This is a genomic window from Streptomyces sp. NPDC049970 (assembly GCF_040660235.1).
Lineage (GTDB): Bacteria > Actinomycetota > Actinomycetes > Streptomycetales > Streptomycetaceae > Streptomyces.
In genome coordinates this window covers 65911-91607 of sequence record NZ_JBFALP010000004.1, presented here as the reverse complement: position 1 = coordinate 91607, position 25697 = coordinate 65911, and the positions used below count along the sequence as shown (strand labels likewise).

General features: G+C 72.3%; 20 protein-coding genes and 3 pseudogenes. 11 read left to right on the top strand and 12 right to left on the bottom strand.

Features of this window, described 5'->3' with window-relative positions; genetic code table 11:
- Positions 1-33: 33 nt before the first annotated feature.
- The 7 genes and pseudogenes from AB0I83_RS09085 to AB0I83_RS09055 form a co-directional block, all read right to left on the bottom strand.
- A complete protein-coding gene (locus tag AB0I83_RS09085) occupies positions 34-1611 on the bottom strand; it encodes a 4-coumarate--CoA ligase family protein (protein WP_363304154.1) in 1578 nt (525 codons plus the stop codon).
- Between the two features lie 83 nt (positions 1612-1694).
- Positions 1695-2864: an acyl-CoA dehydrogenase family protein gene (locus AB0I83_RS09080; RefSeq protein ID WP_363304153.1), complete on the bottom strand. Its 1170-nt coding sequence runs from the start codon at positions 2862-2864 to the stop codon at positions 1695-1697.
- A gap of 40 nt (positions 2865-2904) precedes the next feature.
- Positions 2905-4875 (bottom strand): biotin carboxylase N-terminal domain-containing protein, encoded by a 1971-nt coding sequence (locus AB0I83_RS09075; RefSeq protein WP_363304152.1) that lies wholly within the window; start codon positions 4873-4875, stop codon positions 2905-2907.
- A gap of 8 nt (positions 4876-4883) precedes the next feature.
- Positions 4884-6479, bottom strand: coding sequence for a carboxyl transferase domain-containing protein (locus AB0I83_RS09070; RefSeq protein ID WP_363304151.1), 1596 nt, complete (start codon positions 6477-6479; stop codon positions 4884-4886).
- On the bottom strand, positions 6476-8218 hold the full coding sequence (locus AB0I83_RS09065; protein ID WP_363304384.1) for an acyclic terpene utilization AtuA family protein: 1743 nt from the start codon (positions 8216-8218) through the stop codon (positions 6476-6478). The genes AB0I83_RS09070 and AB0I83_RS09065 overlap by 4 nt, the downstream gene beginning before the upstream one ends.
- A gap of 32 nt (positions 8219-8250) precedes the next feature.
- On the bottom strand, positions 8251-9057 hold the full coding sequence (locus AB0I83_RS09060; RefSeq protein ID WP_363304150.1) for a TIGR03084 family metal-binding protein: 807 nt from the start codon (positions 9055-9057) through the stop codon (positions 8251-8253).
- A 121-nt stretch (positions 9058-9178) separates the two neighbouring features.
- A pseudogene (locus AB0I83_RS09055) lies at positions 9179-9256 on the bottom strand (signal peptidase I); the annotation flags it as partial.
- Here AB0I83_RS09055 and AB0I83_RS09050 point away from each other — a divergent pair.
- Positions 9255-9371: pseudogene (locus AB0I83_RS09050) on the top strand (CopG family transcriptional regulator); the annotation flags it as partial. The pseudogenes AB0I83_RS09055 and AB0I83_RS09050 sit on opposite strands and share 2 nt — an antisense overlap.
- The gene (locus AB0I83_RS09045) at positions 9368-9787 is read left to right on the top strand and encodes a PIN domain-containing protein (protein WP_363304149.1); all 420 of its coding nucleotides are present in this window, start codon (positions 9368-9370) and stop codon (positions 9785-9787) included. The pseudogene AB0I83_RS09050 and the gene AB0I83_RS09045, both read left to right, overlap by 4 nt.
- A gap of 256 nt (positions 9788-10043) precedes the next feature.
- On the opposite strand, the pseudogene AB0I83_RS09040 reads toward AB0I83_RS09045, so the two are convergent.
- Positions 10044-10979, bottom strand: a pseudogene (locus AB0I83_RS09040) (EamA family transporter); the annotation flags it as partial.
- Between the two features lie 141 nt (positions 10980-11120).
- Here AB0I83_RS09040 and AB0I83_RS09035 point away from each other — a divergent pair.
- Positions 11121-12041, top strand: a complete 921-nt coding sequence (locus tag AB0I83_RS09035) for a LysR family transcriptional regulator (protein WP_363304148.1) — start codon at positions 11121-11123, stop codon at positions 12039-12041.
- Positions 12042-12047: 6 nt separating this feature from the next.
- On the opposite strand, the gene AB0I83_RS09030 is transcribed toward AB0I83_RS09035, so the two are convergent.
- Both AB0I83_RS09030 and AB0I83_RS09025 read right to left on the bottom strand, forming a co-directional pair.
- The gene (locus AB0I83_RS09030) at positions 12048-14879 is read right to left on the bottom strand and encodes an FAD-binding and (Fe-S)-binding domain-containing protein (RefSeq protein ID WP_363304147.1); all 2832 of its coding nucleotides are present in this window, start codon (positions 14877-14879) and stop codon (positions 12048-12050) included.
- Between the two features lie 207 nt (positions 14880-15086).
- On the bottom strand, positions 15087-16865 hold the full coding sequence (locus tag AB0I83_RS09025) for an LCP family protein (RefSeq protein WP_363304146.1): 1779 nt from the start codon (positions 16863-16865) through the stop codon (positions 15087-15089).
- Between the two features lie 430 nt (positions 16866-17295).
- On the opposite strand from AB0I83_RS09025, the gene AB0I83_RS09020 reads away from it, so the two are divergent.
- From AB0I83_RS09020 to AB0I83_RS08985, 8 genes are all read left to right on the top strand, one after another.
- Positions 17296-18828 carry an ATP-binding protein gene (locus tag AB0I83_RS09020; protein ID WP_363304145.1) on the top strand — a complete coding sequence of 511 codons (1533 nt, stop codon included), beginning with the start codon at positions 17296-17298 and terminating at the stop codon, positions 18826-18828.
- Entirely contained in the window at positions 18825-19256 is a 432-nt protein-coding gene (locus AB0I83_RS09015) for a roadblock/LC7 domain-containing protein (RefSeq protein WP_356531499.1), read from the top strand. Before AB0I83_RS09020 ends, AB0I83_RS09015 begins: the two co-directional genes overlap by 4 nt.
- Entirely contained in the window at positions 19253-19624 is a 372-nt protein-coding gene (locus AB0I83_RS09010) for a DUF742 domain-containing protein (protein WP_356531498.1), read from the top strand. Before AB0I83_RS09015 ends, AB0I83_RS09010 begins: the two co-directional genes overlap by 4 nt.
- Positions 19605-20261 carry an ATP/GTP-binding protein gene (locus AB0I83_RS09005; protein WP_356531496.1) on the top strand — a complete coding sequence of 219 codons (657 nt, stop codon included), beginning with the start codon at positions 19605-19607 and terminating at the stop codon, positions 20259-20261. The genes AB0I83_RS09010 and AB0I83_RS09005 overlap by 20 nt, the downstream gene beginning before the upstream one ends.
- An 11-nt stretch (positions 20262-20272) precedes the next feature.
- The gene (locus AB0I83_RS09000; protein ID WP_363304144.1) at positions 20273-21493 is read left to right on the top strand and encodes a cytochrome P450; all 1221 of its coding nucleotides are present in this window, start codon (positions 20273-20275) and stop codon (positions 21491-21493) included.
- A complete protein-coding gene (locus tag AB0I83_RS08995; protein WP_363304143.1) occupies positions 21490-22698 on the top strand; it encodes a cytochrome P450 in 1209 nt (402 codons plus the stop codon). The genes AB0I83_RS09000 and AB0I83_RS08995 overlap by 4 nt, the downstream gene beginning before the upstream one ends.
- Positions 22699-22807: 109 nt before the next feature.
- On the top strand, positions 22808-23926 hold the full coding sequence (gene serC / locus AB0I83_RS08990) for a phosphoserine transaminase (protein ID WP_356531490.1): 1119 nt from the start codon (positions 22808-22810) through the stop codon (positions 23924-23926).
- Between the two features lie 149 nt (positions 23927-24075).
- Positions 24076-24687 carry a Uma2 family endonuclease gene (locus AB0I83_RS08985; protein ID WP_356840579.1) on the top strand — a complete coding sequence of 204 codons (612 nt, stop codon included), beginning with the start codon at positions 24076-24078 and terminating at the stop codon, positions 24685-24687.
- Positions 24688-24793: 106 nt separating this feature from the next.
- Here AB0I83_RS08985 and AB0I83_RS08980 read toward each other — a convergent pair whose 3' ends face one another.
- A complete protein-coding gene (locus AB0I83_RS08980; protein WP_356531487.1) occupies positions 24794-25102 on the bottom strand; it encodes a transcriptional regulator in 309 nt (102 codons plus the stop codon).
- Positions 25089-25616, bottom strand: coding sequence for a hypothetical protein (locus tag AB0I83_RS08975; RefSeq protein ID WP_363304142.1), 528 nt, complete (start codon positions 25614-25616; stop codon positions 25089-25091). Before AB0I83_RS08975 ends, AB0I83_RS08980 begins: the two co-directional genes overlap by 14 nt.
- Positions 25617-25697 lie beyond the last annotated feature (81 nt).

Sequence of the window (25697 nt, the reverse complement as noted above, 5' to 3'; positions counted from 1 at the left end):
GCTTCTCCAGGTCGTGGGCCGCAGGGGCGCGGTTCACCGCCGCTTCTCCCGGTCGCGCAGTTCGCGCCGCAGTATCTTGCCGGACACCGCACGGGGCACGGCCTCGATGAACTCCACCTGTCTGACCTTCTTGTACGGCGACACGCGCCCGGCGACGTACGTGATGACGTCGTCCTCGGTGAGGTCCCCGGCCGTGGCCTGCCGCACCAGGTAGGCCTTGGGGACCTCGTTGCCGTCCGCGTCGTGGACCCCGATGACGGCGGCGTCGGCGATGCCGGGGTGGGTCAGCAGGAGCGCCTCCAGGTCGGCGGGTGCCACCTGGTAGCCCTTGTACTTGATGAGTTCCTTGACCCGGTCGACGACGTACAGCCAGCCGTCCGTGTCGACCCGGCCCACGTCCCCGGTGCGCAGCCAGCCGTCCTCGTCGATCATGGCGGCGGTGGCGTCCGGGCGGCCCAGGTAGCCCTTCATCACCTGGGGGCCGCGGATGAGTATCTCGCCGTCGGTGCCGTCGTCGACGTCGATGCCGGGGTCGGTCAGCGAGACGATCCGCATCTCCGTGCAGGGCAGCAGCTTCCCGACCGCGCCGGGCGGCGGGTTCTCGGCGTCGAGGGGGACGACGTGGGTGCCGGGGGAGAGTTCCGTCATGCCGTAGGCCTGCCGCACGGCGGGCAGTCCGAGCCGGGTGGAGCAGGCCGCGGCGAGTTCGGCGTCCAGAGGGGCCGCCGCGCTGACGATGTACTCCAGCGACGAGAGGTCGTACTCGCCGACGAGCGGGTGCTTGGCGAGGGCCAGGACGATGGGCGGGGCGACGTAGAGGCCGGTGATGCGGTGGGTCTGGATCGTCTCCAGGAACTGGGCGAGCTCGAAGCGGGGCAGGACGACGACCGTGGCGCCGTAGCGCAGCGGGCCGTTCATGAGCGCGGTCAGCCCGTAGATGTGGAAGAAGGGCAGCACCGCCAGGATGCGGTCACGCTCCCCCAGGGGCACGAAGGGCCGCAGCTGCTCCAGGTTCGTGGCGATGGAGCGGTGCGTGAGCATGACGCCCTTGGGGGTGCCGGTGGTCCCGGAGGAGTACGGGAGTACGGCGATGTCCTGCGCCGGGTCGAAGTCGATCTCCGGTTCGGGTGCGGTCGAGCCGAGCATGTCGAGTACGGACGTGTGGCCCTCGGCCTGGTCGCAGACGTAGATCCGTTCGATGCCGCCCGCGATGCCGGCGGCGCGGCGTGCGACGTCGAGGAGCGGGGAGACGGTGACGATCCAGCGGGCGGCCGAGTCCTGGAGCTGCTTCCCGAACTCCTCTGCGGTGGCGAGCGGGTGGATCGTGGTGACGGTGGCGCCGGCCCGGGTCGCGCCGTAGAAGACGGGCGGGTAGGCGATCGTGTTGGGGCTGTGCAGGGCGAGCACGTCGCCCTTGCGGAGTCCGGCCGCGGCGAGGTACGCGGCGATACGCCGGTGGAAGGTGTCGAGCTGGCCGTAGGTGACGCTCATGCCGTTGGTGCCGTCGATCAGGGCGGGCGTGTCACCGAAGTCGGCGGCGTTCCCGAGGACGGCTTCGTGGATGGGTCTTTCGAGGGGCTGGACGTCTGCGTACTCGCTGTGGAACACCATGGCGGTCCCCTTCGACGCGGGTGGAGGGCCAGAATCGCCCCTGCGGGGGCGAATGGGGAGACCCTGGACACGGCCGGAAGTCGTCAGTACGACTTCGGCAGGCCCAGGGTCTGGTGGGAGACGTAGTTGAGGATCATTTCCCGGCTGACGGGCGCGATACGGGAGACACGTGCGGCCGTGATCAGGGAGGCGAGTCCGTACTCGCGGGTGAGGCCGTTGCCGCCGAGGGTGTGGACGGCCTGGTCGACGGCCTTCACGCAGGCCTCGGCGGCGGCGTACTTCGCCATGTTGGCGGCCTCGCCGGCGCCGATGTCGTCGCCGTCGTCGACGAGCTTCGCGGCCTTCTGCATCATGAGCCGGGCGAGCTCCAGCTCGATGTGCGCCTGGGCGAGCGGGTGGGCGATGGCCTGGTGGGAGCCGATGGGCGCCCCCTTCCAGACGGTGCGGGTCCTGGCGTACTCCACCGCACGCCCGACGGCGTAACGGCCCATGCCGATGGCGAAGGCCGCGCCCATGATGCGCTCGGGGTTCAGCCCGGCGAAGAGCTGGAGCAGCCCGGTGTCCGCCTCCTCACCGACGAGTGCGCCGGCGGGCAGCCGTACGTCGTCGAGCACCAGCTCGAACTGCTTCTCGGCCGCCTGTAGTTCCATCTCGATCGGGGTGTGCGTGAAGCCGGGGGCGTCACGGGGGACGATGAAGAGGCAGGGCTTGAGCTTGCCGGATTTCGCATCCTCGGTCCGGCCGACGATCAGGGTGGCGTCGGAGATGTCGACGCCGGATATGAAGACCTTGCGGCCGCTGAGGATCCAGCCGCCCTCACCGTCGTGGCGGGCCGTGGTGGTGATGCGGTGCGAGTTGGAGCCGGCGTCGGGCTCGGTGATGCCGAACGACATGGTCAGGCTGCCGTCGGCCAGGCCGGGCAGCCAGGCGCGCTTCTGGGCCTCGGTGCCGAAACGGGCGATGACGGTGCCGCAGATGGCCGGGGAGACGACGAGCATGAGCAGGGGGCTGCCCGCCGCGCCCAGCTCCTCCAGGACGATGGAGAGTTCGGCCATGCCGCAGCCTCCGCCGCCGTACTCCTCGGGAAGGTTGACCCCGAGGTAGCCGAGCTTGCCCGCCTCGTCCCAGAGTTCGCGGGGGTGCTCGCCCTTGCGGGCCAGGGCGGTGGTGTAGTCGCGTCCGAAGCGTTTGCCGAGTGCGGCCACGGCGGCGCGGAGTGCCTTGTGCTCTTCGGTTTCGAGGACGGTACTCATGGGGCGTCTCCTCCTGGTGCGCGGGTGCGGGCGCGGACGGTCAGCCGGACGCGTCTTCGGGCGCGGGCGCGTCCTGTACGACGGCGAGCAGCGCGCCGACCTCGACCTGGAGGCCGGGGGCGGCGTGGAGTGCGGTGAGGGTGCCGGACGCGGGGGCGAGGATGCGGTGCTCCATCTTCATCGCCTCCAGCCAGATCAGCGGCTGCCCGGCCCGGACGGCGGCACCCGGCGCGAGTCCGTCGGCGAGGCGGACGACGGTGCCTGGCATGGGGGCGAGCAGGGAGCCGGGTTCGGTGCGTTCGGCGGGGTCGGTGAAGCGGGGCAGGGTGGTGAAGGTGTACGAGCCTGACGTGGTGTCCACGTAGGTGCGGTCGCCGTGCGGGGTGACGGTGAAGTGCCGTGTCACACCGCCGGTTTCGAGGGTGACCGTGCCGGGGCGGGCGGCGACGACTCGCTCGCCGGATTCCGGGGTCGGCGTGCCGTCGCGGCCGGTGCGGTAGGCGATCTCGTACTCGGTGCCGTCGGGCTCGGCGCGGTAGCGCCGGGTCTGCGGTGCGGAGGCCAGGTTGCGCCAGGCGCCGAAGCGGGCGGGGCCCGATCCGGCGCCCTCGGCTCGGGCGCCGGCCGCCGACGCGAGCGCGGCGGCGGTGGCGGCGAGACGGCGGGCGGATTCCGCAGCGGGGCCGCCGGTCGCCGTCAGGGCGTCCAGGTGCCGGTCGTAGAAGCCCGTGTCGAGGCGTCCCGTGGTGAAGTCCGGGTGGCGCAGGGAGCGTACGAGCAGCTCGCGGTTGGTGACCGGGCCGTGGATGCGGGCGCGTTCGAGGGCGCGGGCGAGGAGGCGGACCGCCTCGGCGCGGGTGGGGGCGTGGGCGACGACCTTGGCGAGCATGGGGTCGTAGTGCACCCCGACGGTGTCGCCGCCGGTGTATCCGGTGTCGAGGCGGATGCCCGGTTCGTCCGGCACGTCGAGCGTGAGCAGTGCTCCGGTCTGCGGCTGCCAGTCACGGGCCGGGTCCTCGGCGTAGAGGCGGGCCTCGACGGCGTGCCCGGACGGCTCGGGGGGCGCGGCGGCGGGCAGCGGCCCGCCCTCCGCGATCCGCAGTTGCAGGGCGACTAGATCGAGGCCGAACACCGCCTCCGTGACGGGGTGTTCGACCTGGAGCCGGGTGTTCATCTCCAGGAAGTAGGGGCGGCCTTCCGCCGACACGAGGAACTCGACGGTTCCCGCGCCCCGGTAGCCCACCGCCTGCGCGGCCGCGACGGCCGCGTCACGCAGCCGCCCGCGCAGTGCGTCGTCCAGGCCGGGTGCCGGGGCCTCCTCGACGACCTTCTGGTGCCGTCGCTGGAGGGAGCAGTCACGGGTTCCCAGCGCCCACACCGTGCCCTGCCCGTCCGCCATGACCTGCACCTCGACGTGCCGGCCTCGTTCGACGTACGGCTCGGCGAAGACCTCGCCGTCCCCGAAGGCCCCGGCCGCCTCTGCGGAAGCGGCGGTCACCTCAGCTCGCAGCGAGGAGAGTTCCCGGACGACCCGCATCCCCCGGCCGCCGCCGCCAGCCGCCGCCTTCAGCAGCAGGGGGAGGTCGGCGGCGGTGGCGGCGTCCGGGTCGACCGGGGCGAGCAGCGGCACATCGGCGGCTGCCATCAGCTCCTTGGCCCTGGTCTTGGAGGCCATCAGCTCGATGGCCTTGACCGGCGGCCCCACCCAGAGAAGCCCCGCGTCCAGCACGGCACGGGCGAAACCGGCGTTCTCCGAGAGGAAGCCGTACCCCGGGTGCACGGCGTCGGCGCCCGCCGCGAGGGCGGCGGCGACGACGAGGTCGCCCCGGAGATACGTGTCGGCGGGCGCGGCGCCCGGCAGGCGTACGGCGGTGTCGGCCTCGCGTACGTGCAGGGCGCCGGCGTCCGCGTCGGAGTACACGGCGACGGTCGATATGCCCAGCTCACGGCAGGTACGGAAGATCCGGCAGGCGATCTCGCCCCGGTTGGCGACAAGCAGTGCGGTGATCATCCGATTCCTCACATCCGGAAGACGCCGAAGCCGCGCGCGCCTTCGACCGGTGCCGTATGGATCGCTGACAGGCACATCCCGAGGACGGTCCTGGTGTCGCGCGGGTCGATGACCCCGTCGTCGTACAGCCGCCCCGAGAGGAACATCGGCAGCGACTCGGACTCGATCTGCTGCTCCACCATGGCGCGCAGCCCCGCGTCCGCCTCGTCGTCGTAGGGCAGTCCCCTCGCGGCGGAGGAGGCGCGGGCGACGATGGAGAGGACGCCGGCCAGCTGTTGCGGGCCCATGACGGCGGACTTGCTGCTGGGCCAGGCGAAGAGGAAGCGGGGGTCGTAGGCGCGACCGCACATGCCGTAGTGCCCGGCGCCGTAGGAGGCGCCCATCAGGACGGAGAGGTGCGGGACCCTGGAGTTGGACACCGCGTTGATCATCATGGCGCCGTGCTTGATGATGCCGCCCTGCTCGTACTCCCTGCCGACCATGTAGCCGGTGGTGTTGTGCAGGAAGAGCAGGGGGATGTCGCGCTGGTTGGCGAGCTGGATGAACTGCGCGGCCTTCTGCGACTCCTCGCTGAACAGCACGCCCTGGGCGTTGGCGAGGATGCCGACGGGATAGCCGTGCAGGCGCGCCCATCCGGTCACCAGGCTGGTGCCGTACAGCGGCTTGAACGCGTCGAAGTCCGAGCCGTCGACGATACGGGCGATGACCTCACGGGGGTCGAAGGGGACCTTGAGGTCGCCGGGGACGATCCCGATCAGCTCGTCCTCGTCGTACTTCGGCGGCTCGGCGGGACCCGGATCGGGGTGCGCCTTGCGCCAGTTGAACCGGGCGACGATCCGCCGGGCCTGGCGGAGCGCGTCGTGCTCGTCGACGGCGAAGTGGTCGGCGAGGCCGGAGGTGCGGGCGTGCATCTCCGCGCCGCCGAGCGACTCGTCGTCGCTCTCCTCACCGGTGGCCATCTTCACCAGGGGCGGGCCGCCGAGGAAGACCTTGGACCGCTCCTTGATCATCACGGTGTGGTCGGACATCCCGGGGACGTACGCCCCACCGGCGGTGGAGTTGCCGAACACGACGGCGACGGTGGGGATTCCGGCGGCGGACAGCCGGGTGAGGTCGCGGAACAGCGCCCCGCCGGGGATGAAGATCTCCTTCTGCGAGGGCAGGTCGGCGCCACCGGACTCGACCAGCGATATACAGGGCAGCCGGTTGGCGAACGCGATCTCGTTGGCGCGCAGGGCCTTCTTCAGGGTCCAGGGGTTCGAGGCGCCCCCGCGTACGGTCGGGTCGTTGGCGGTGATCAGGCACTCCACGCCGGACACGGTCCCGATCCCGGTGACGAGCGAGGCGCCGGTCGCGTAGTCGCTGCCCCAGGCGGCCAGCGGGGACAGCTCCAGGAACGGGGTGTCCGGGTCGACCAGCAGCTCGATCCGCTCGCGGGCGAGGAGCTTGCCCCGCTCGCGGTGACGCGCGACGTACTTCTCGCCGCCGCCCGCGAGCGCCTTGGCGTGTTCGGTGCCGAGCTCGGTGAGCTTCGCGAGCATGGCCTCCCGGTGGGCGGCGTACTCGGGCCCCGCGACGTCGAGCGCGGTGGGCAGGACACTCATGCGTGCACCTCCGGTTCGTCCGGCAGCTGTACGGGAACGGCGACGTGCCGGGAGCGCAGCCACTCCCCCACCGCCTTGGCCTGCGGATCGAAGCGGGCCTGCGAGGCGACGCCTTCGCCGAGGAGGCCGTGCACGACGAAGTTCAACGCCCGCAGGTGCGGCAGCACATGGCGTACGACGGTGAGCCCGGCGGTCTCCGGCAGCAGTTCCCGGAAGCGGGCGACGGTCAGGTCGTGCGCCAGCCACCGCCAGGCGTCGTCGGTGCGGACCCAGACCCCGACGTTGGCGTCCCCGCCCTTGTCGCCGCTGCGGGCGCCGGCGACGTACCCCAGGGGTGCGGTGCGGGTGGGTCCGGCGGGCAGCGGCTCGGGCAGGTCCGGCTCGGGCACCGCGACGAGTTCGCGGTACGGCCCGGCCGTCGGGACGGCCTCGCGCGACCCGTCGGGCAGCACGGCCACGTGGCCGACCTCCCCGGCGGGTACGTACGCGGCCTCGAACACCCCGTACGGCGCGCCCTTGCCCGGCGGCGCGGTGACGTGGAAGCCCGGGTAGCTGCCGAGCGCGAGCTCGACGGCCGCCCCGGACACCGCGCGGCCCACGGCCTCCGCGTCCGGGTCCCGCACGACGAGCCTGAGCAGCGCGCCGGCCGTCTCCTCCGTGTCCGCGTCGGCCCGGTCCGTGCGGGCGAGCTCCCACCGCACCTCGGCGGGCTTCGTGCCGGCGCGGTCGAGTGCGTCGGCGAACTGCTCGCGCACCAGGCGGGCCTTGGCCTCGATGTCGAGGCCGGTCAGCACGAACACGACCTCGTTGCGCCACCCGCCGAGCCGGTTGAGCCCGACCTTGAGCGTGGGGGGCGGGGCCTCGCCGCGCACCCCGCTGATCCGCACCCGGTCGGGCCCGTCCTGCGTCAGCCGTACGGTGTCGAGCCGGGCGGTGACGTCGGGCCCGGCGTAGCGGGCGCCCCCGGTCTCGTAGAGCAGTTGCGCGGTGACCGTGCCGAGGTCGACGACCCCGCCCGTGCCGTCGTGCTTGGTGATGACGCTGCTGCCGTCCTGATGGATCTCGGCGAGGGGGAACCCGGGGCGGCGGACGTCGTGCCGGCCGAAGAAGGCGTAGTTCCCGCCGGTGGCCTGGGTGCCGCACTCCAGGACGTGTCCGGCGACCACGGCCCCGGCGAGGGCGTCGTGGTCGTCGGCCGCCCAGCCGAAGTGGGCGGCGGCGGGCCCGGTGACGAGCGCGGCGTCGGTGACACGGCCGGTGACGACGATGTCCGCCCCGGCACGCAGGCACGCGGCGATGCCGCCGCCGCCGAGGTAGGCGTTGGCGGTGAGGCAGCCCTCCGGCACGGGGCGGCTGTCGCCCTCGACGTGCGCCACGCGCACCGGCACACCGGTCCGATCCGCCAACTCGCGTACGGCGTCGGCGAGTCCGGCCGGATTCAGCCCGCCCGCGTTGGTGACGATCTTCACGCCCCGCTCGTGGGCCAGTCCGAGGCTCTCCTCCAGCTGCCGCAGGAAGGTCGTGGCGTATCCGCGCTTCGGGTCCTTGAGGCGGCCGCGGCCCAGGATCAGCATGGTGAGTTCGGCGAGGTAGTCCCCGGTCAGGACGTCCAGCGGGCCGCCGGTGAGCATCTCGCGCACGGCGTCGAAGCGGTCGCCGTAGAAGCCGGAGGCGTTGCCGATACGCAGCGGCCGGGCCGCCGGTCCGCCCTGCCGGGCGCCCCCGGTCCGCCCGGTCATCGGCCCGCCCGGGGTCGGCCCGGTTGGCCCGGTCATCGGTCCGCCGTGCTGGGACGCCCCGGTCCTGCGGGTCCGGCGAAGGCCTGCGCGACGTCCAGCCACCGGTCGGCGTCGGGGCCCGTCGCCCGGACGGCGAGGTCGTCGCGGTGGGCGCGCTGGGTGACGAGCAGGCAGAAGTCGAGGAGCGGCCCGGTGACCCGCTGGGCGGCGTCCTCGGGGCCGTACACCACCGACTCGCCGTCCTCCGCGCGGAGTTCGACCCGGAATGGTTCGCCTGGGGGCTGGAGCCCGCGCACGAAGTAGGCGTAGTCGCGGGCGCGTACGCCGATCCTGGCGACGTGCCGCAGCCGGGCGGTCGGCTTGCGTGCCACCCCGAGCGCGTCGGCGACGTCCTGACCGTGCGCCCAGGTCTCCATGAGTCGCGCGGTCGCCATCGAGGTGACGCTCATGGGTGGGCCGTACCAGGGCAGCTTCGCCCCGGCGGGCGCCGCCCGCAGCGCTTCCTGAAGCCGCGCCCGGCCTTCACGCCACTCCACCAGCAGCGCCTCCGGAGACAGCGCGGTCACCGCCTCGCCTGCTGCCTCGTCGACGAAGGTGTCCGGAGCGGCCAGCGCCCTTTCGACCTCGGCGGCGAAGGCGTCGGGCTCGGTCGCGGCGGTCAGGGCGACCTCGTCGGTCCAGTTGAGATGGGCGATCTGGTGGGCGACGGTCCACCCCTCGGCGGGGGTCGGCGCGGCCCACTCGTGTGAGCTCAACCCGGCTACCAGCAGATCGAGTTCGTCGCTCTCCTGACGCAGGTCGTCGAGCACGGCGGCGGTCACGGCCGATGCATCGGGCACGGTGCGCTCCCCTCGGGGCGTGGCGGTGTGCCCCGGAGCATGCCAGTGCCCCATAAAACAAGCAAGCGTGCTTGCATGATTTATTCGCCGACGCGCGCAGTGCCCCTGGTGACGCCCGGAATCAGTCGCGCGCCCGGTAGCCGGGGACCGAGGGCCAGCGCACGGTCAGCACGACGGACTCCTCCTCCGCACACCAGGAACGGCCCAAGCGAAGCCGGAAGCTCCCGGTCTTCGACAGCGGGCGTCCGCTCAGCCCCGAGGCGATGGACGACGCGGTGTACGAGCACATCAAGGAACGCGCGGCGCGCCGTTGATCATCGTCGCCGATACATCCGCCCTCTACGCGGCATTCGACAGCTCACAACTCGAGCATTCCGGCGCACCGAAGATCCTGGAGAACGAGACGCTGGCCATCTCCCCGCTGGTCGTCACGGAGCTCGACCTCCTCGTGCACCGCGACCTGGGCTTCCCGGCGACCATGCAGGTGATGGAGGCGCTCAACTCGCGCATGTCGGACGGGCAGTACAGACTCGCCGACCTGAGTGCGGCACACAAGGTACGTCGCACCTACGAGGGGCTCCGCCTGGACCTCGCCGACGCCGTGGGCGTGGTCCTTGCCGACCGGTACAGGACCGACCGCATCTTCACCCTTGACCAGCGGGACTTCCGGGCAGTCAAACCCTTGACACCCGGGTTCAGTGCCTTCCGGATCCTCCCCGTCGACGGCTGAGCCACCGCCCCGGTCACTCCGTACGGTCGCCCTCGGCCTGCGAGGGTTCGGTCCGGGGGACGTCGGGGTGCGTCTCGGGGGTCCGGCCGCGTACGGCCGCTTCCTCGCGTTCGCCCTCGGCCTGCGAGGGGGTGTGCGCGTACAGCCCGTCGTACTCGTCCGTTCCCTTTGCGGATCCCATGCGCGGGCCTCCTTCCTCCGCTCCCCTCCATCGTGCTCCCCGCGCCCGCTCCCGGCGCGGCGACGCGGAGCGGCTCGTCCGGCTGCGTACCGCTCCCATGCTCGCGCCGATGACCAGGGCGATGGCCAGGGCGTCGGTCGTGGAGAGTGCCTGGTCGAGGATGAGGAAGCCCGCCGTGGCCGCGATGGCCGGTTCCAGGCTCATCAGGATCGCGAAGGTGGGTGCGGGGAGCCGGCGCAGGGCCATGAGTTCGAGGGTGTACGGGAGGACCGAGCTCAGCACCGCCACCGCCGCACCGAGCCCGAGGGTGCTGGGGACCAGGAGCTTGGAACCCGCCTCCATGATGCCGAGCGGCAGCGAGAGGACAGCGGCCACGACCATGGCCAGGGCCAGGCCGTCGGCCTGCGGGAAACGCCGGCCGGTGCGGGCGCTGAAGATGATGTACGCCGCCCACATGGCGCCCGCGGCCAGGGCGTACGCAGCCCCGGCCGGGTCGAGGCGGTCGAAGCCTCCGCCACTGAGCAGGAGGACGCCGCCGAGCGCCAGTCCCGCCCAGACGAGGTTGACCAGCCGGCGGGAGGCCACGACGGACAGGGCCAGCGGGCCCAGGACCTCCAGGGTGACGGCGGCGCCCAGCGGGATGCGGTCGGCGGCCTGGTAGAAGAGCGTGTTCATGCCGCCCATCGCGATACCGAAGGCCACGACGGTGCCCCAGTCGGCGCGCGAGTGGCCCCGCAGCTTCGGCCGGCAGACGACGAGCAGGACGAGCGCCGCCGCGGCGAGCCGCAGGGTGACGACGCCGAGCGCGCCCGCCTTCGGCATCAGCAGGACTGCCACCGCCGCACCGAACTGGACGGAGAGCCCGCCCGCCACCACCAGCGCGACCGGGCCGAGTGCGTGCCGGGCGTCGGGTCGGCCCGGCAGGCCCTGTCCGGATTCGCCGAGCGCGGACACCGCCTCGGGCACGGCGACGGCTGCGGCCGAGTCTGCGGCAGCGCGCGGGTCGTTCACCGGGAACCTTCCGTTCAGTTCAATGTATTGCACCAGAGAGTTTAGAGTACGACACCGATCAGGTGGCGCCCACATCCTCACGTTAGGGACCCGCGCGCCTCCCGTGAAATGCCGATTGCGCTCCCGTTATGCTCTGCGGGCATGAGCACAGGACAGAGCGCCGGGAACGGCGGGCGCGGCATCGAGGTCCGGCACCTGCGGGCCTTCCTCGCCATCGCCGACGAGGGCAGCGTGACCCGCGCGGCCGACCGGCTCCGGGTCACCCAGCCCGTCGTCTCGCGCACGCTGGCCGCCCTGGAGAGGCACCTGGGCGTGCGGCTGGTCGACCGCTCCACGCACCACCTCGCCCTCACCCCCGAAGGCGTCGCCTTCCGCGACAGGGCGGCCGATGCCGTGGGCGCCTTCGACGCGGCACTCGATCCGGGACGGACGCGCCACCGGCCACTGCGGCTCGGGCACGCCTGGTCCGCGTTCGGCCCGTACACCACACCGCTGCTGCGGACCTGGCAGGAGCGCCACCCGGGGACCCCGCTGGAACTCCTGCGGATCGACGACCGCACCGCCGGCCTCACGCGCGGCGAGGTCGACGCGGCGCTGCTGCGGGGGCCGGTGGACACCCCGGGTCTCGTCACCGAGGTGCTGTTCACCGAGGACCGCGTGGCGGCCGTCGCCGCCGACGGCACACTCGCGGCCCGCCCCTCGCTGTCACTGGCCGACCTGGCCGGGGGCGCCGTCGTACTGAACACCGTCTCGGGAACCACGACGCTGGACCTGTGGCCGCCACAGGACCGGCCGGCGGCCTCCGTCACCGTCGCCAACACCGACGACTGGCTCACCGCCATCGCGGCGGGACGCGGCAGCGGGGTCTCGGGGGCGTCCACCGCCGGGATGCATCCGCACGCCGGGGTCGCCTACGTACCGCTGGACGACGCCCCGCCGCTGCCCGTCCTGCTGGCGCGGAGGGACGGGCCCGGCCACCCCGCGCTGCCCCGACTGGGCGCGCTCGCAAGGGAGATCATCGCCAGGCACGCCCAGGATCCGGCCTCGGGTACCTCGCGGTAGCCCCGGTCAGGGGTCCAGACCCTCCGCCAGCACCTCGGCGAGGTGCCGCGCCCGTCGGCCGGTCAGCTGGTCGAGCTGGGTGCGGCAGGAGAAGCCGTCGGCCAGCAGTTCCGTGCCCGGCCCCGCCGACCGCACGGCGGGCAGCAGCCGGTCCTCCGCGCAGGCCACCGAGACGTCCCAGTGCCCCTTCTCGAATCCGAAGTTGCCGGCAAGGCCGCAGCAGCCTCCGCTCAGCTCCCCGGTCAGGCCCGCCCGCTCCCGGAGCCTGCGCTCGGCCGCGTCGCCGAGGACCGCGTGCTGGTGGCAGTGGGTCTGGCCCACGACGGGCCGGTCCAGCGCGGGCGGGCTCCACTCCGGGGCGTACTCCTCCAGGTACTGGGCCAACGTTCTTACGGAGGAAGCCAGTTCGGCGGCGCGCGGGTCGTCGGGGAGGAGCTCGGGCAGGTCGGTCCTGAGGGTGGCGGCGCAGCTCGGTTCCAGCACGACGACCGGGTCGTCCAGGAGCGGCCCCATCCGGTCCAGGGTGCGGCGCATGACCGCGCGGGCGGCATCGAGCCGGCCCGTCGACACGTAGGTGAGCCCGCAGCACACCGCGCGGTCGGGCAGTACGGGCGTGCGGCCCGCCGATTCCAGGACCCGGACCGCCGCCCGGCCGGCCTCCGGTGAGAGGTGGTCGGTGAAGGTGTCCGGCCAGAGGGTGACGGCCGGCCCGGCCACGGGGGTGCGGCGGGCGCGCATCCAGCCGCGGAACGTCTGCCGCGCCAGGGCGGGGAGGCTCCGCTGCGGGGCGATCCCGCCGAGCCGCTTCACGAGGGCGGCGAGCGGGGCGATGCTGGCCAGGGCGTTGAGCCCGCGGGCGAACGGGGCCGCCGTCCGCAGCCACCGCGGCAGCCCGCCCATCGCGTAGTGCGCGGCGGGGCGCAGCCTGCCCCGGTAGTGCCGGTGGAGGAACTCCGCCTTGTACGTGGCCATGTCGACGCCCACCGGGCAGTCGGTGCGGCAGCCCTTGCAGGACAGGCACAGGTCGAGCGCGTCCCGTACCTCGGTGGAACGCCAGCCGTCCGTGATCACCTCGCCCGCGAGCATCTCGTGGAGCAGCCGGGCGCGGCCCCGCGTGGAGTGCGCCTCCTCGCCGGTCGCACGGAAGGAGGGGCACATGACGTCCGGGCCCGTACTCGCCTCCTTCGTACGGCACTTGGCGACCCCGACGCAGCGGCGTACGGCCGCCGAGAAGTCGCCGCCGTCCTGCGGGTAGCCGAAGGCCACGTCCACCGGGCGGCGCGGGAGCACGGCGAAGCGGAGGTTCTCGTCGAGCCGTGCGGGGCGGGCGAGGATACCCGGGTTCAGGCCGCCGTCCGGGTCCCAGAGGTCCTTGAACCGCGTGAAGAGGCGCACCATGTCGTCCCCGTACATGCGGGGCAGCAGTTCGGCCCTCGCCTGGCCGTCGCCGTGCTCGCCGCTCAGCGATCCGCCGTGCGCGACGACGAGGGCGGCCTGGTCCTCGGAGAAGCGGCGGAAGCGGGCAACACCCTGGTCGGTGAGCAGGTCGAAGTCGATGCGCACGTGGATGCAGCCGTCCCCGAAGTGCCCGTACGGCGTGCCGTGCAGGCCGTGTTCGGCGAGCAGGGACCGGAAGTCGCGCAGATACGGGCCGAGTCGGGCGGGCGGTACGGCGCAGTCCTCCCAGCCGGGCCACGCCTCTCCCCCGCGCCCGGCTCCGCTCCCGTCCGGGGTGCCCGCGCCGCCCGACACCCGGGTCGCGGTCCCGGCCGCGTCCTCGCGGATGCGCCACAGGGCCCGCATCCCGGCGGGATCGGTGACGACGCTCGCGTCCAGTGCGTCGGCCGCGCGCAGGATCCGTGTCGCGTGCGCGCGGGCCTCGGCGGGGGTGGCGCCGCCCGTCTCGACGAAGAGCCAGGCGGCGCCGCGCGGCAGGCCGGCCGGTTCGCGTACGAGGTCGGCGGCCATGCCCTCGACGGTGAGCGGGCCGTACGGGAGGAGGCCGGGGGCGGCCTCGGCGGCGGCCGACTCGTCGGCGTACCCGAGTACGGCGAGGGCGCGGGCGGCGGGTGTCGCGACCAGGCGGACGGTCGCCTCGGTGACCACGGCCAGGGTTCCCTCGCTGCCGCACAGCGCGCGGGCGTGGTCCGGGCCGCGCTCGGGGAGCAGTGCGTCCAGGGCGTATCCGGAGATGCGGCGCGGGAGGTCGGGGAAGCCGGTGCGCAGGAGGGCCAGATCGGCGCCGGTGAACTCGCGGAGGCCGGGCGGGGCGTCGGGCAGGCCGGGCCCGACGTGCAGGGCAGGGCCTCCGGCGTACCGCAGGACGCGCAGGCTGCGGACGTTGTCGGCGGTGGTCCCCCAGGCAACGGAGTGTGCGCCGCAGGAGTTGTTGCCGATCATTCCGCCGAGCGTGCAGCGACTGTGCGTGGACGGGTCGGGGCCGAACGTCAGCCCGTGCGGGGCGGCGGCGGCCCGCAGCTCGTCCAGCACCACACCGGGCTCGACGACAGCGGTACGGGACGCGGGGTCCAGGGCGGTGATCCGCCGCATGTGGCGGGTGAAGTCCAGGACGACGCCGGTGCCGGTGGCCTGACCGGCGATGGAGGTGCCGCCGCCACGGGCCACGACCGGCATGCCGTGCTCACGGCAGACGCGGAGGGTCTCGGCGACGTCGTCGGCGTCGCGCGGGGCCACCACGGCCGACGGGACGCGGCGGTAGTTGGACGCGTCCATGGTCACCAGCGCGCGGGCGGTCGCGTCGGACTCCACCTCGCCACGGACGGCGCGGGCCAGGGCCCGTAGGAGATCGGGGTGCGGGTGCGCGTGCGGGGCGGGCATGGGGCCAGCATGCCGGACCTGGATCCGGATCCGGGTCACGGTCCGCGCGTTCCCGCGCGGCACGCGTTCCCGTGCCCGTACGGCGCGACACCGGCGCACGTGCTCCCGGGTCCCGGGTCCACCTGTGTGCCCGACACCGGGACCGCCAGCTCCGTGTCCCGGGGCCCGTGCGCCGGGGCCGCGACCCGGAGCCGCGACCCTGCGGCGCTACTTGGCGCAGACCGCCTTGTCGGCCTCGACGCGCTGGATGTCGTCCGGCGCCTTCTCCGGGGCGGAGAGCGGGCTGCCCGCCCTCTTGAAGTCCGGGCCCAGGGTGAGCACCATCGGTTCCATGTCCCCGGCGTCCGTGGTCGTCGGCTTGAGGGCCGAGGCAGACATGCCCATCATGTCGGCCAGCCGGCGCGCCTGGTCGGCCTGGTTGGGGGCGTAGACGAGCTGGGTCTTCTTCACGTCGGCCGGTGCGTTGGCCTTGTTCGTGGACTTCAGCACGCCCTGCTCGTTCTGCAGCCAGTCCAGCGCGGCCTGCGCGGAGCCGGCCGGGGCGCCGCCGTTGAAGACGTCGACGCGCACGTCCGCCGGGTCGGCCTTCGCACCCTTGAGCTTGGCGGCCGCCGCGGCCTTCTCCGCGGCCTTCTCCTTCTTCTCGACCGCGGTGAACGAGACGTCCTCGCGCATCATCGAGAAGACCTGCGGCGCCTTGGACTCGTCGAGGACGACGGTGGCCTTGTCGTTCGGGTTGTCCAGCACCGGCACCGTCGTGAAGGTGATGTTCTTGGGGTCGACGGAGGCCAGCTCCATGCCCAGCTTCCGCAGCTGGTTGATGTCGGCGATCTTGTCGTCGACGGTGAGCGCCTTGGTCGCCGCCTCCGCGAGCGTGAACATCTTGGTGGGGCTGGTCAGGGTGTCGTTGGACTTCAGTTTCCGCATCAGCGAGCCGAGGAACTGCTGCTGGATCTCGATCCGGCTCAGGTCGCTGCCGAATCCCACGGAGTGCCGGGTGCGCAGGAAGGACAGGGCCTGTTCGCCCTCGATGGTGTGCTCACCCTTGGAGAGCTTGAGGTGCGAGTCCTTGTCGTTGATGTCCTTGGCGAGGCAGACGTCCACACCCCCGACGGCGCTCGTGAGGCTCTTGACTGCGTTGAAGTCGGCCACCATGAAGTGGTCGACCTTGAGGCCGGTCAGCTCGGTGACGGTCCGCATGGTGCAGCTGGGGGTACGGTCCGACTGCCCGAGGCTGGTGTTGAAGCGCCCGCCGGCGGATGCCGGAATGTCCTTCTCGGAACCGTCCTCCATCTTGGTAGGGCAGTCCGGGATGTCCGTTATCAGGTCGCGCGGGATGCTCAGCGCGGTCGCGTTCGTCCGGTCCTTGGAGACGTGGAAGAGGATGTTCGTGTCGGCGTGGCCGACGCTGCCGGCGTCCCCGTAGCCCTCGTTGCCCTTGCCGGTCCGCTTGTCGGTGCCGATCACCAGGACGTTGATGGCACGGTCCTTGCTGAAGCCACCGGTTCCGGCGCCGTCGGTGGAGAGCGCGGTGATGTTGCCGTTGAAGTGCTCGTAGACGAAGTAGCCGGTGGTGCCGACGCCCACCAGCAGGAAGGCGAGTACGCCGCCGGTCCACACCAGCGCCTTCTTCTTCTTGCCCGACCTGGCCTTCGCCTTGCGGCGTCCCGCGGCCGGCGCGGCGGCGCGGCCACCCGGCTTCCGCGTCTCGTCCCGGCCTCCGCGGCCGCCGCCGGAGCCCCTGCGCCCACTGCGCTGGCCCGGCACGGTCGCCCGCTCACCGGGGGACGCGGTCTCGGGGTCCGGCTTCCGGCGCGGGCCGGACGTTCTGGTCCCCGACGTCCGCGGGGAGGAGGAACCGGAAGGTGCGGCTGATCGCCCTGAGGAGGGGGTCAGTCGCAGTTCGTAATCACCGGTGTCCGGGTTGAGTACCCACTGGTCTGCGGGGTCGATTCCCTCGTCCCGCCCACGGCCTTGCGCGTCCACGGTTGCCTGCGTCCTCCGTCGGGGCCACGCGGCGCCTCCCCCTTCAAGGCGCGCGGTGTGTCTGTCGGCAGTGGCGACCCTGCGGGCCACCTGCGCCGGAGCGCTCACACTAGCCGCCCACCGGCCCAGGAGCGACGATCGTGACAAATCAAGCTCCCCATGGGGGACATAACGCCATATTCGCCTCGACTTGCCCACGCGCCCCGCCGGTCACGGCAACGAAAGGCGCCCCGAAGGCAGAAAAAGAGTCACCTCAAGCCAGATTTCAAACAGAAGCAGCCACAGAGAATCCCCAAACAAGTCGCCAATTCTCCTATAGTTGCCTTGACTTGATCGGGAACAATCAGCTCCAGTTGTGGCTCTTTCGCCACCACCGAACCGAAAATTCCCGATTGTCCATTTTCCCGCACGTCCGCCCCGAGGACTCCGATTGCGCCCTTCACTCCGGCCGACCGCTCTCGCCCTGCTGGTCTCGGCAGCCGTCACCGGCGCCCTGAGCGTCTGGGCGGTAGCCGCCGCCCCCGCGTCGGTGAGGCCGCCCCTCTCCTGGGGATCGGGCGGCGCCTCACTGCTGCTGTGCGTCGCGGTCACCGTCACCGTCCACACGCTCGCCACCGCGCGCAACCTCCGCGCGCTGCGGGCCACCGACGCCGAACGCTTCACCGCCGAGACCTCCCGTCTCGTCTCGACCTCCGCCGCCGAGGCGCAGCGGTTCACCGCGGAGACCGCCCGGATCAGATCCGCGGCCTCCGCCGAGGCGGCGCGGGCCACCTCCGACGCGGACGAGCGTGTGTCGCGGGCCACCGCCGAGGCGGCCGAGCAGCGCGAGCGGCTCACCGTGGAGACCGCGCGGCTCACCGCCCGCGCCCGGCGCAGCGAGACGGAGCGGGCCGCCGCGGTCGCCGCCTGCGCCAACGCCGCGGGGCGTATGCAGGCGCTGTCCACGAGCATGCTGGCCGACCTGCGCGAGATGGAGCACCGGCACACCGCCGAGGACGTGCTGGGTGACCTGCTGCACCTGGACCACCGCACCGCCCAGGCGGGCCGCCTGGCCGACTCCATCGCCGTGCTGACCGGCGCGCGCTCCGGGCGCCGTTGGGCGAAGCCGATCGTGATGGAGTCGATCCTGCGCGGCGCGATGGGCCGCATCGGCGGCTACCAGCGCATCCGCCTGCACTCGACCAGCGACGTGGCGATCGCCGGCCACGCCGCCGAGGGCGTCATGCACGCCCTGGCAGAACTCCTCGACAACGCCGCCAACTTCTCGCCGCCCACGGCGGAGGTGCACGTGTACGTCGAGGAGGTCCCGGCCGGCATCGTCGTCACCGTCGAGGACAGCGGCCTGGTGATGAGCGACGTGCAACTGCGCCGCGCCGAACGCGCCGTGTCCGCGGTGGACCAGGACCTGACCGCCATCTCCGGCACCCGGCTCGGCCTCGCCGTCGTCGGCAGGCTGGCCCGCAAGCACGGCCTCACCGTCTCGTTCCGGCCTTCGGCCCGCGGCGGCACGGGTGCGCTGATGATGCTCCCGCATGAGCTCATCTCGCGTACGCCCCTCCCGGCTCCCGCCCGGCGCCCCGAGCCGGAACCGGACCACACGACGCCCGGCACGGACCGGGCGGGCACGGAACAGGCACGCACCGCCCCGGCGGCCCCGGCGGCCCCGGCGGCGGGCTCCCCCGAGCCCGCACCCGCACGGCGCGCCGACGGCACGCCGGAGAAGGCGGAGTCCGAGGCCGAGTCCACCGGTTCCGTACCCCAGTTCGGCGAGAGCGGCCTGCCCAGGCGCCGCCGCGGCAGCACCCTCGCCGCCGCCGAAGCCCGTACCGGCGACGCCGCCCCCGGCCGAGCCGATTCCCCCAGGCCCCGTGCCACCGACGCGAAGGTCCAGGCTGCCCGATTCAGCACCTTCAGCCAGGCGGTACGAGCCAACCCACCGCATCCGGAAGGCAACCCCCGATGAGCGCGACCACCGACGAGAAGCTCAACTGGCTGCTGGAGGGGCTGCTCGACCGCACGCCCGGCGCCCGGCACGCCCTCGTCCTGTCCAGGGACGGCCTCAAACTGTGCCGCACCCCGGAGCTCTCCGTCGACCAGGCCGACCAGCTCGCCGCGATCTCCGCCGGCATCCAGAGCCTGTCGCACGGCGCGTCCATCGAGTTCGGTGACGGCAGCGGCGGCGTACGTTCCGCGATGACCGAGTTCTACGGCGGTGTGCTGTTCATCGTCGAGGCCGGTGCGGGCGCCCACCTGGCGGTCGTGGCAGCGGAGGACTCCGACGTCGGCCTCGTCGGCCACAACATGAGCGAACTCGTCGAGCAGCTGGGCGAGTACCTCGTCGCCCCGCCGCGCGACCCGTCGCCCGCGGCCGCGGAAACCGCCGACGTATGACACCGGTACCCCGCCCCCGCCCGGGACGCGACGACGACCCGGACCGGCTGTACACCCTGACGGGTGGCCGCAGCCGGTCCGACTCGGCCGCGTTCGACCTGGTGACGCTCGTCGTCGCCGAGTGCGATCCGGGCCCCGGGATGCAGTCGGAGCACGTCGCGATCCTGCGGATGTGCCAACGCCCCACCGCGGTCGTCGAGATCTCGGCCACCCTGAATCTGCCCGTCAGCATCGTGCGCATCATGCTGTGCGACCTGCTCGACACCGGCCGGATCAGCGCCCGCCACCCCCGTACTGCCCGTGTCGAGGACCGGCTCCCCGACACCGACACCCTGGAACAGGTGCTCGTTGGACTCCGCAACCTCTGACCGTGCCGCCCTGCAGGCGACAGCCGACAACGGACTGAAGATCGTCGTCGTCGGCGGCTTCGGGGTCGGCAAGACCACCATGGTCCGTTCCGTGAGCGAGATCCGTCCGCTCAACACGGAGGAGACCATGACCCGCGCGGGCGAGGCCGTCGACGACCTCGCCGGTGTGCACTCCAAGACGTCCACCACGGTCGCCTTCGACTTCGGCCGGATCACGCTCGACGCGCGTTCGGTCCTCTACCTCTTCGGGGCGCCCGGACAGGAGCGCTTCTGGTTCCTGTGGGACCGGCTCTTCTCCGGAACCCTGGGCGCCGTCGTGCTCGTCGACACCCGGCGGCTCGCCGACTCCTGGTACGCGATCGACCGCCTGGAGCACCACGGCACACCCTTCATCGTGGCGTGCAACGACTTCGGCGGCCCGCTCCACACCGAGCAGCAGATCCGCGAGGCCCTGGACCTCTCCCCCGACGTCCCGCTCGTGGAGTGCGACGCCCGGGACCGGTCGTCCAGCAAGTACGTACTGATCACGCTCGTCGAGCACGTCCACGCGCTGTCCCTCGCGCGCGGGAGGAAGGCCGACGCGGCACTGGCGGGCGGTCCCACCGTCCCGGCGATGACTCCGGAGCCCACGCTGTGACCAAGTGCCCCATGTCCGGGAGCCCCACCCCGCTGTCAGGTCCGCGGTTCCAGACGGAACCCGGCCGGCTGTACCGGGAGATGCGCCGCGACCAGGGCTCCGTGGCCCCCGTGGTGCTCGACGGCGACATACCCGCGTGGCTGATACTCGGCTACCGCGAGCTGCACCAGGTCACCAACGACCCGGTGCTCTTCAGCCGGGACTCCGAACTGTGGAACCAGTGGGAGAACATCCCGGACGGCTGGCCGCTGCTGCCGATGATCGGACGCAGGCAGCCGTCGATCCTCTACACGGTCGGCGAGCGCCACACGGTCCGCGCCGCCATGATCAGCAACGCCCTGGAGGCCGTGGACCCCTTCGCGCTCAAGCGGTACGCCGAGGAGTTCGCCGACGACCTCATCGACCGCTTCTGCGCCTCGGGCCGGACCGACATCATCGCCGAGTACGCGATGCTGCTGCCCGCCCGGGTGCTGGCGAAGATCTACGGATTCAGCGACGAGGTCGGAGGACCGCTCGTCGGCGCGCTCAACGACATGATCGACGGCGGTGGGCGGGCCCTGGCCGGCCAGCAGCACCTGGGCACGTCCATGTTCCAACTGCTGGCCGACAAGCACGCCGAGCCCGGGGACGACGTGGCGACCCGGATGCTCCAGGACCCCGGCGGCTTCACCGACGAGGAGGTCGCCCAGGACCTCATGGTGATGATGGCCGCGGGACACCAGCCGACCGCCGACTGGATGGGCAACTCGCTGCGGCTGATGCTGACCGACGACCGGTTCGCCGCGTCGCTGTCCGGAGGCCGGCACAGCGTCGCGGAGGCCATGAACGAGGTGCTCTGGGAGGACACCCCCACCCAGAACGTGGCGGGCCGCTGGGCCTCGCGCGACACCCACCTCGGCGGGCAGCACATCCGCTCGGGCGACCTGCTGCTGCTCGGCATCGCCGCGGCCAACGCCGACCCGCAGGTCCGCACCGACGGCTCGGCCCTCACCGGCGGCAACAGCGCCTTCCTCTCCTTCGGCCACGGCGAGCACCGCTGCCCGTTCCCCGCCCAGGAGACCGCCGAGGTCGTCGCGCGTACGGGGATCGAGGTGCTCCTGGACCGGCTGCCCGACGTGGACCTCGCCGTCCCCGCGGAAGAGCTGAGCCGGCGCCCGTCCCCGTGGCTGCGCGGGCTGACGGACCTGCCGGTGCACTTCACGCCCACCCCAGCCCTTGGAGGCCAGAAATGACCCGGATCGTCCTCGATCCCCTCGTCGCCGACCTCGACGGCGAGGGCGCCGCGCTGCGCGCCGCCGGACCGCTGGCCGAGGTGGAGCTGCCCGGCGGGGTCCACTGCTACGCGGTGACGCACCACGCCGAGGCACGCCAACTGCTCACCGACAGCCGTGTGGTCAAGGACATCAACGTCTGGAACGCCTGGCAGCGCGGCGAGATCCCGATGGACTGGCCGCTGATCGGCCTCGCCAACCCGGGCCGCTCCATGCTGACGGTCGACGGCGCCGACCACCGCAGGCTGCGCGCCCTCGTCGCGCAGGCCCTGACCGTGAAGCGGGTCGAGCGGCTGCGGTCGGGCATCGAGGCGCTGACGAACGCCTCCCTCGACCGGCTCGCGGCGCACCCCAAGGGCGAGACGGTCGACCTGAAGGCGGAGTTCGCCTACCCGCTGCCGATGAACGTCATCAGCGAACTGATGGGCGTCGACGCGGCCGACCACCCCCGGCTCAAGGAGCTGTTCGAGAAGTTCTTCTCGACGCAGACTCCGCCGGATGAGGTCCCGCAGATGATGGCGGACCTGGGCAGCCTCTTCACGAAGATCGTCGACGGCAAGCGGGCGAACCCGGGCGACGACCTGACCAGCGCCCTGATCGCGGCCTCGGAGGACGGCGACCACCTCACCGACGAGGAGATCGTCAACACCCTGCAGCTGATCATCGCGGCCGGCCACGAGACCACGATCAGCCTGGTCGTCAACGTCGTCGAGGCGCTCCAGACCCACCCCGAGCAGCGCAAGCGCGTGCTGGACGGGGAGGTGCCGTGGGAGAACGTGATCGAGGAGACCCTGCGCTGGAACACCCCGACCTCGCACGTACTGATCCGCTTCGCCACGGAGGACGTCGAGGTCGGCGACAGGATCCTGCCAAAAGGCGAGGCGCTGATCGTCTCCTTCGGCGCACTCGGCCGCGACGAGGAGCAGTACGGGCCGACCGCGGGCGAGTTCGACATCACCCGCTCCCCCAACCGCCACATCGCCTTCGGGCACGGCCCGCACGTCTGCCCGGGGGCCGCGCTGTCCCGTATGGAGGCGGGGGTCGCACTGCCCGCGCTGTACGAGCGCTTCCCCGACCTGGACCTGGCGGTACCCGCCGCCGAGCTGCGTAACAAGCCGATCGTGACCCAGAACGACCTGTACGAGCTGCCGGTCGACCTCGGCTGATCAGCGGCGTCGCTTTCCAGCCGAACCGGGTCTCGCATGATCCGGAGCGGGTGTCTCACCGGACGGACGGGGTTCCGGACCGCTTCGGTGAGGGACTACGCTCCGGATCGTGGCTGACATCCAGATTCCCGCTGACCTCAAGCCCGCCGACGGACGTTTCGGCGCCGGCCCCTCCAAGGTGCGGACGGAGGCGGTCGACGCGCTGGCCGCGACCGGCACCTCCCTTCTCGGAACATCCCACCGCCAGGCCCCGGTCAAGAACCTGGTCGGCGAGGTACGCGACGGCGTGCGCAGCCTCTTCTCCCTCCCCGAGGGTTACGAGGTCGTCCTGGGCAACGGCGGCTCCACCGCCTTCTGGGACGTCGCGACGCACGGACTGATCGAGTCGAAGTCCCAGCACCTGAACTTCGGCGAGTTCTCGTCGAAGTTCGCGAAGGCCGCAAAGCTCGCACCGTGGCTGGCCGACCCGACCGTCATCGCCTCGGACCCGGGCACCCACCCGGACCCGAAGGCCGAGGCGGGCGTCGACGTCTACGCCTTCACCCACAACGAGACCTCCACCGGTGTCGCGGCCCCGGTCAAGCGGGTCGCGGGCGCCGACGAGGGTGCCCTCGTCCTGGTGGACGCCACCTCCGGTGCGGGCGGCCTGCCGGTCGACATCACCGAGACGGACGTCTACTACTTCGCCCCGCAGAAGTCCTTCGCCTCCGACGGCGGCCTGTGGATCGGCGTGTTCTCCCCGGCGGCCCTGGAGCGTGCCGCACGCGTCCACGCCTCCGGCCGGCACGTCCCCGAGTTCTTCTCGCTGCCCACGGCGATCGACAACTCCCTGAAGAACCAGACGTACAACACCCCCGCGCTGGCCACCCTCTTCCTGCTGAACGAGCAGTTGAAGTGGATGAACACCCAGGGCGGCCTGGACTTCACCACCGGCCGCACGGCCGCCTCCGCGCAGAACCTGTACGGCTGGGCCGAGGAGTCCAAGTACGCCACCCCGTTCGTCACCGACCCGGCGAAGCGCTCGCAGGTCATCGGCACGATCGACTTCGAGGACGGCGTCGACGCGGCGGCCGTGGCCAAGGTGCTCCGCGCGAACGGCATCGTCGACACGGAGCCGTACCGCAAGCTGGGCCGCAACCAGCTGCGCGTGGCGATGTTCCCGGCGATCGACCCGGCGGACGTCCAGGCGCTGACCGCGTGCATCGACTACGTGATCGACAAGCTGTAACGACACGGTCCACGGACGGCCCGGCACACCTCGCGTGTGCCGGGCCGTTTCTGCTTCACTCGACCGGGTGGCATAGGCCGCACAGGACGCGTCCGGCCGGTCCGCCCTACGATGATCGTCTCGACACCAGCCATTCCAGGAGGACCGCAATGTCTGCAGCAGCAGTCGAGCACCCCTGTGACGATGAGCCGGAGACGCAGCTCGAAACAGCCAACCGGCTGATGGAGCAGCTTCCGGGGCATCGCGTCGAGATCATCGGAGGCGTCATCACCGTGGCACCACCCCCGGACGGCCCGCACGCCCGCGCGCTGACCAAACTGATGCGCCCCTTCATCGCCGCCGGGCTCGACGACGGCGCCACGGAGGTCCTCCAAGGCGTCGGCCTGTGGCTTCCCGGGGGACCCGAGGACTACGCGATCCCCGATCTGGCCGTCGTCGACGCCGATCTCGACGAGCACCTGATGGAGAACAACTGCTACGACCCCGCGTGCTTCCGCCTGGTCCTGGAGGTCACCTCCGGGAACTACCAGAACGACATGCGCAACAAGGTCGCCGCGTACGCCGCTGCCAAGATCCCGGTCTACGTGGTCCTCGACCGCAAGCACGACCGGGTCCACGTCCTGACCGAGCCGTTGGCAGCGGGCTACGACCGCCACGAGGTGTACGCCCCCGGGCAGGAGGCCGCGCTCCCCGCCACCGTCGGCGCGGAGGTCGCCCTCGACGTCGCCGAGCTGGTGCGGGCGGGCCGTCCCAGGCGCTGAGGGCCGCCCGGGAGACCTCTCCCCTCCCGCGCACGGCCCACCCTGTGGCAGGCCGCGACCGGGATCTGTCAGGGCGACCGGCGACCGCTCCGCGCCCCGGTCGTCGCTACTGCTCCGTCGCACGGCGGGACGAGTCCACGATCTGCTGAAGGGCCGCGGCGTGTTTCTCGAGTGCGGCGCGCCCGGCCTCGCTCAGGGCCACCCAGGTGCGGGGGCGCTTGCCGACGTAGCCCTTCTTGACGTCGACGTAGCCGTGGCTCTCCAGTGTGCTGATCTGCTTCGAGAGGGCGGAGGCCGAGACCTCCGCCGTCTCTCTGACCCAGGACCACTCCGCCCACCGGGTGCCTGCCAGCAGCGACACGATGGTCAGCCGCGTGGAGTCGAGGAGCACGGAGTCGAATTCAGCGCGCGGCACCCGGCCCCTCCGTCACCGCATCCCCGCCACGAACCGCGCGGGTCCTCACCGCTCGGTCCCATGCCGGTCCGAGGAAGATCACCGCGGCGCCCAGCAGGGCGCCGGCGGCGGAGCGCCAGTACGGCAGGTCGAGCGATACGCGGGGCCCCAGCACCGAGACGGCCAGACCGATCGCCACGACCGCGAGCAGCGTGAGCCGCCGCCTGCGCAGGAACGCCCCGTCCAGTTCGTCCTTGCGAAGGCCGGTGCGGTGGCCGAGCAGGGCCGAGCCCCGCCGTGTGCGCAACAGGACGACGTAGGCCACCGCGAGCACCGCGTACCCGATGGACACCCAGCCTTGCGCGTCGTCACCGACCCAGTCGGGGGCGGCCAGCAGCAGGAAGACCGCGACGCCGAGGACGACGTACACCCACCTCGAGCCCCCGCTGCCCTCGGCTCCCTGTATCCGGCGCTGCTCGACGTCCCGCAGCGTACGTGCGGCCTCGTCCGGCGTCGGGTTCGAATGTGCGGACATCGGTACCTCCATGAGCCGAGGGGGGAGAGGAGCAGTGCGGACGCCCCTCTGTTTCCTGTAAGGAAAGTACTTTCCTTGAGC

What these genes read in the sequence shown, in the direction of transcription:
- AB0I83_RS09085 (WP_363304154.1), bottom strand. Translation starts at nt 1,611, where the DNA reads ATGGTGTTCCACAGCGAGTACGCAGACGTCCAGCCCCTCGAAAGACCC.
- AB0I83_RS09080 (WP_363304153.1), bottom strand. Translation starts at nt 2,864, where the DNA reads ATGAGTACCGTCCTCGAAACCGAAGAGCACAAGGCACTCCGCGCCGCC.
- AB0I83_RS09075 (WP_363304152.1), bottom strand. Translation starts at nt 4,875, where the DNA reads ATGATCACCGCACTGCTTGTCGCCAACCGGGGCGAGATCGCCTGCCGG.
- AB0I83_RS09070 (WP_363304151.1), bottom strand. Translation starts at nt 6,479, where the DNA reads ATGAGTGTCCTGCCCACCGCGCTCGACGTCGCGGGGCCCGAGTACGCC.
- AB0I83_RS09065 (WP_363304384.1), bottom strand. Translation starts at nt 8,218, where the DNA reads ATGACCGGGCGGACCGGGGGCGCCCGGCAGGGCGGACCGGCGGCCCGG.
- AB0I83_RS09035 (WP_363304148.1), top strand. Translation starts at nt 11,121, where the DNA reads ATGAGCACAGGACAGAGCGCCGGGAACGGCGGGCGCGGCATCGAGGTC.
- AB0I83_RS09030 (WP_363304147.1), bottom strand. Translation starts at nt 14,879, where the DNA reads ATGCCCGCCCCGCACGCGCACCCGCACCCCGATCTCCTACGGGCCCTG.
- AB0I83_RS09015 (WP_356531499.1), top strand. Translation starts at nt 18,825, where the DNA reads ATGAGCGCGACCACCGACGAGAAGCTCAACTGGCTGCTGGAGGGGCTG.
- AB0I83_RS09010 (WP_356531498.1), top strand. Translation starts at nt 19,253, where the DNA reads ATGACACCGGTACCCCGCCCCCGCCCGGGACGCGACGACGACCCGGAC.
- AB0I83_RS09000 (WP_363304144.1), top strand. Translation starts at nt 20,273, where the DNA reads ATGTCCGGGAGCCCCACCCCGCTGTCAGGTCCGCGGTTCCAGACGGAA.
- AB0I83_RS08995 (WP_363304143.1), top strand. Translation starts at nt 21,490, where the DNA reads ATGACCCGGATCGTCCTCGATCCCCTCGTCGCCGACCTCGACGGCGAG.
- AB0I83_RS08985 (WP_356840579.1), top strand. Translation starts at nt 24,076, where the DNA reads ATGTCTGCAGCAGCAGTCGAGCACCCCTGTGACGATGAGCCGGAGACG.
- AB0I83_RS08975 (WP_363304142.1), bottom strand. Translation starts at nt 25,616, where the DNA reads ATGTCCGCACATTCGAACCCGACGCCGGACGAGGCCGCACGTACGCTG.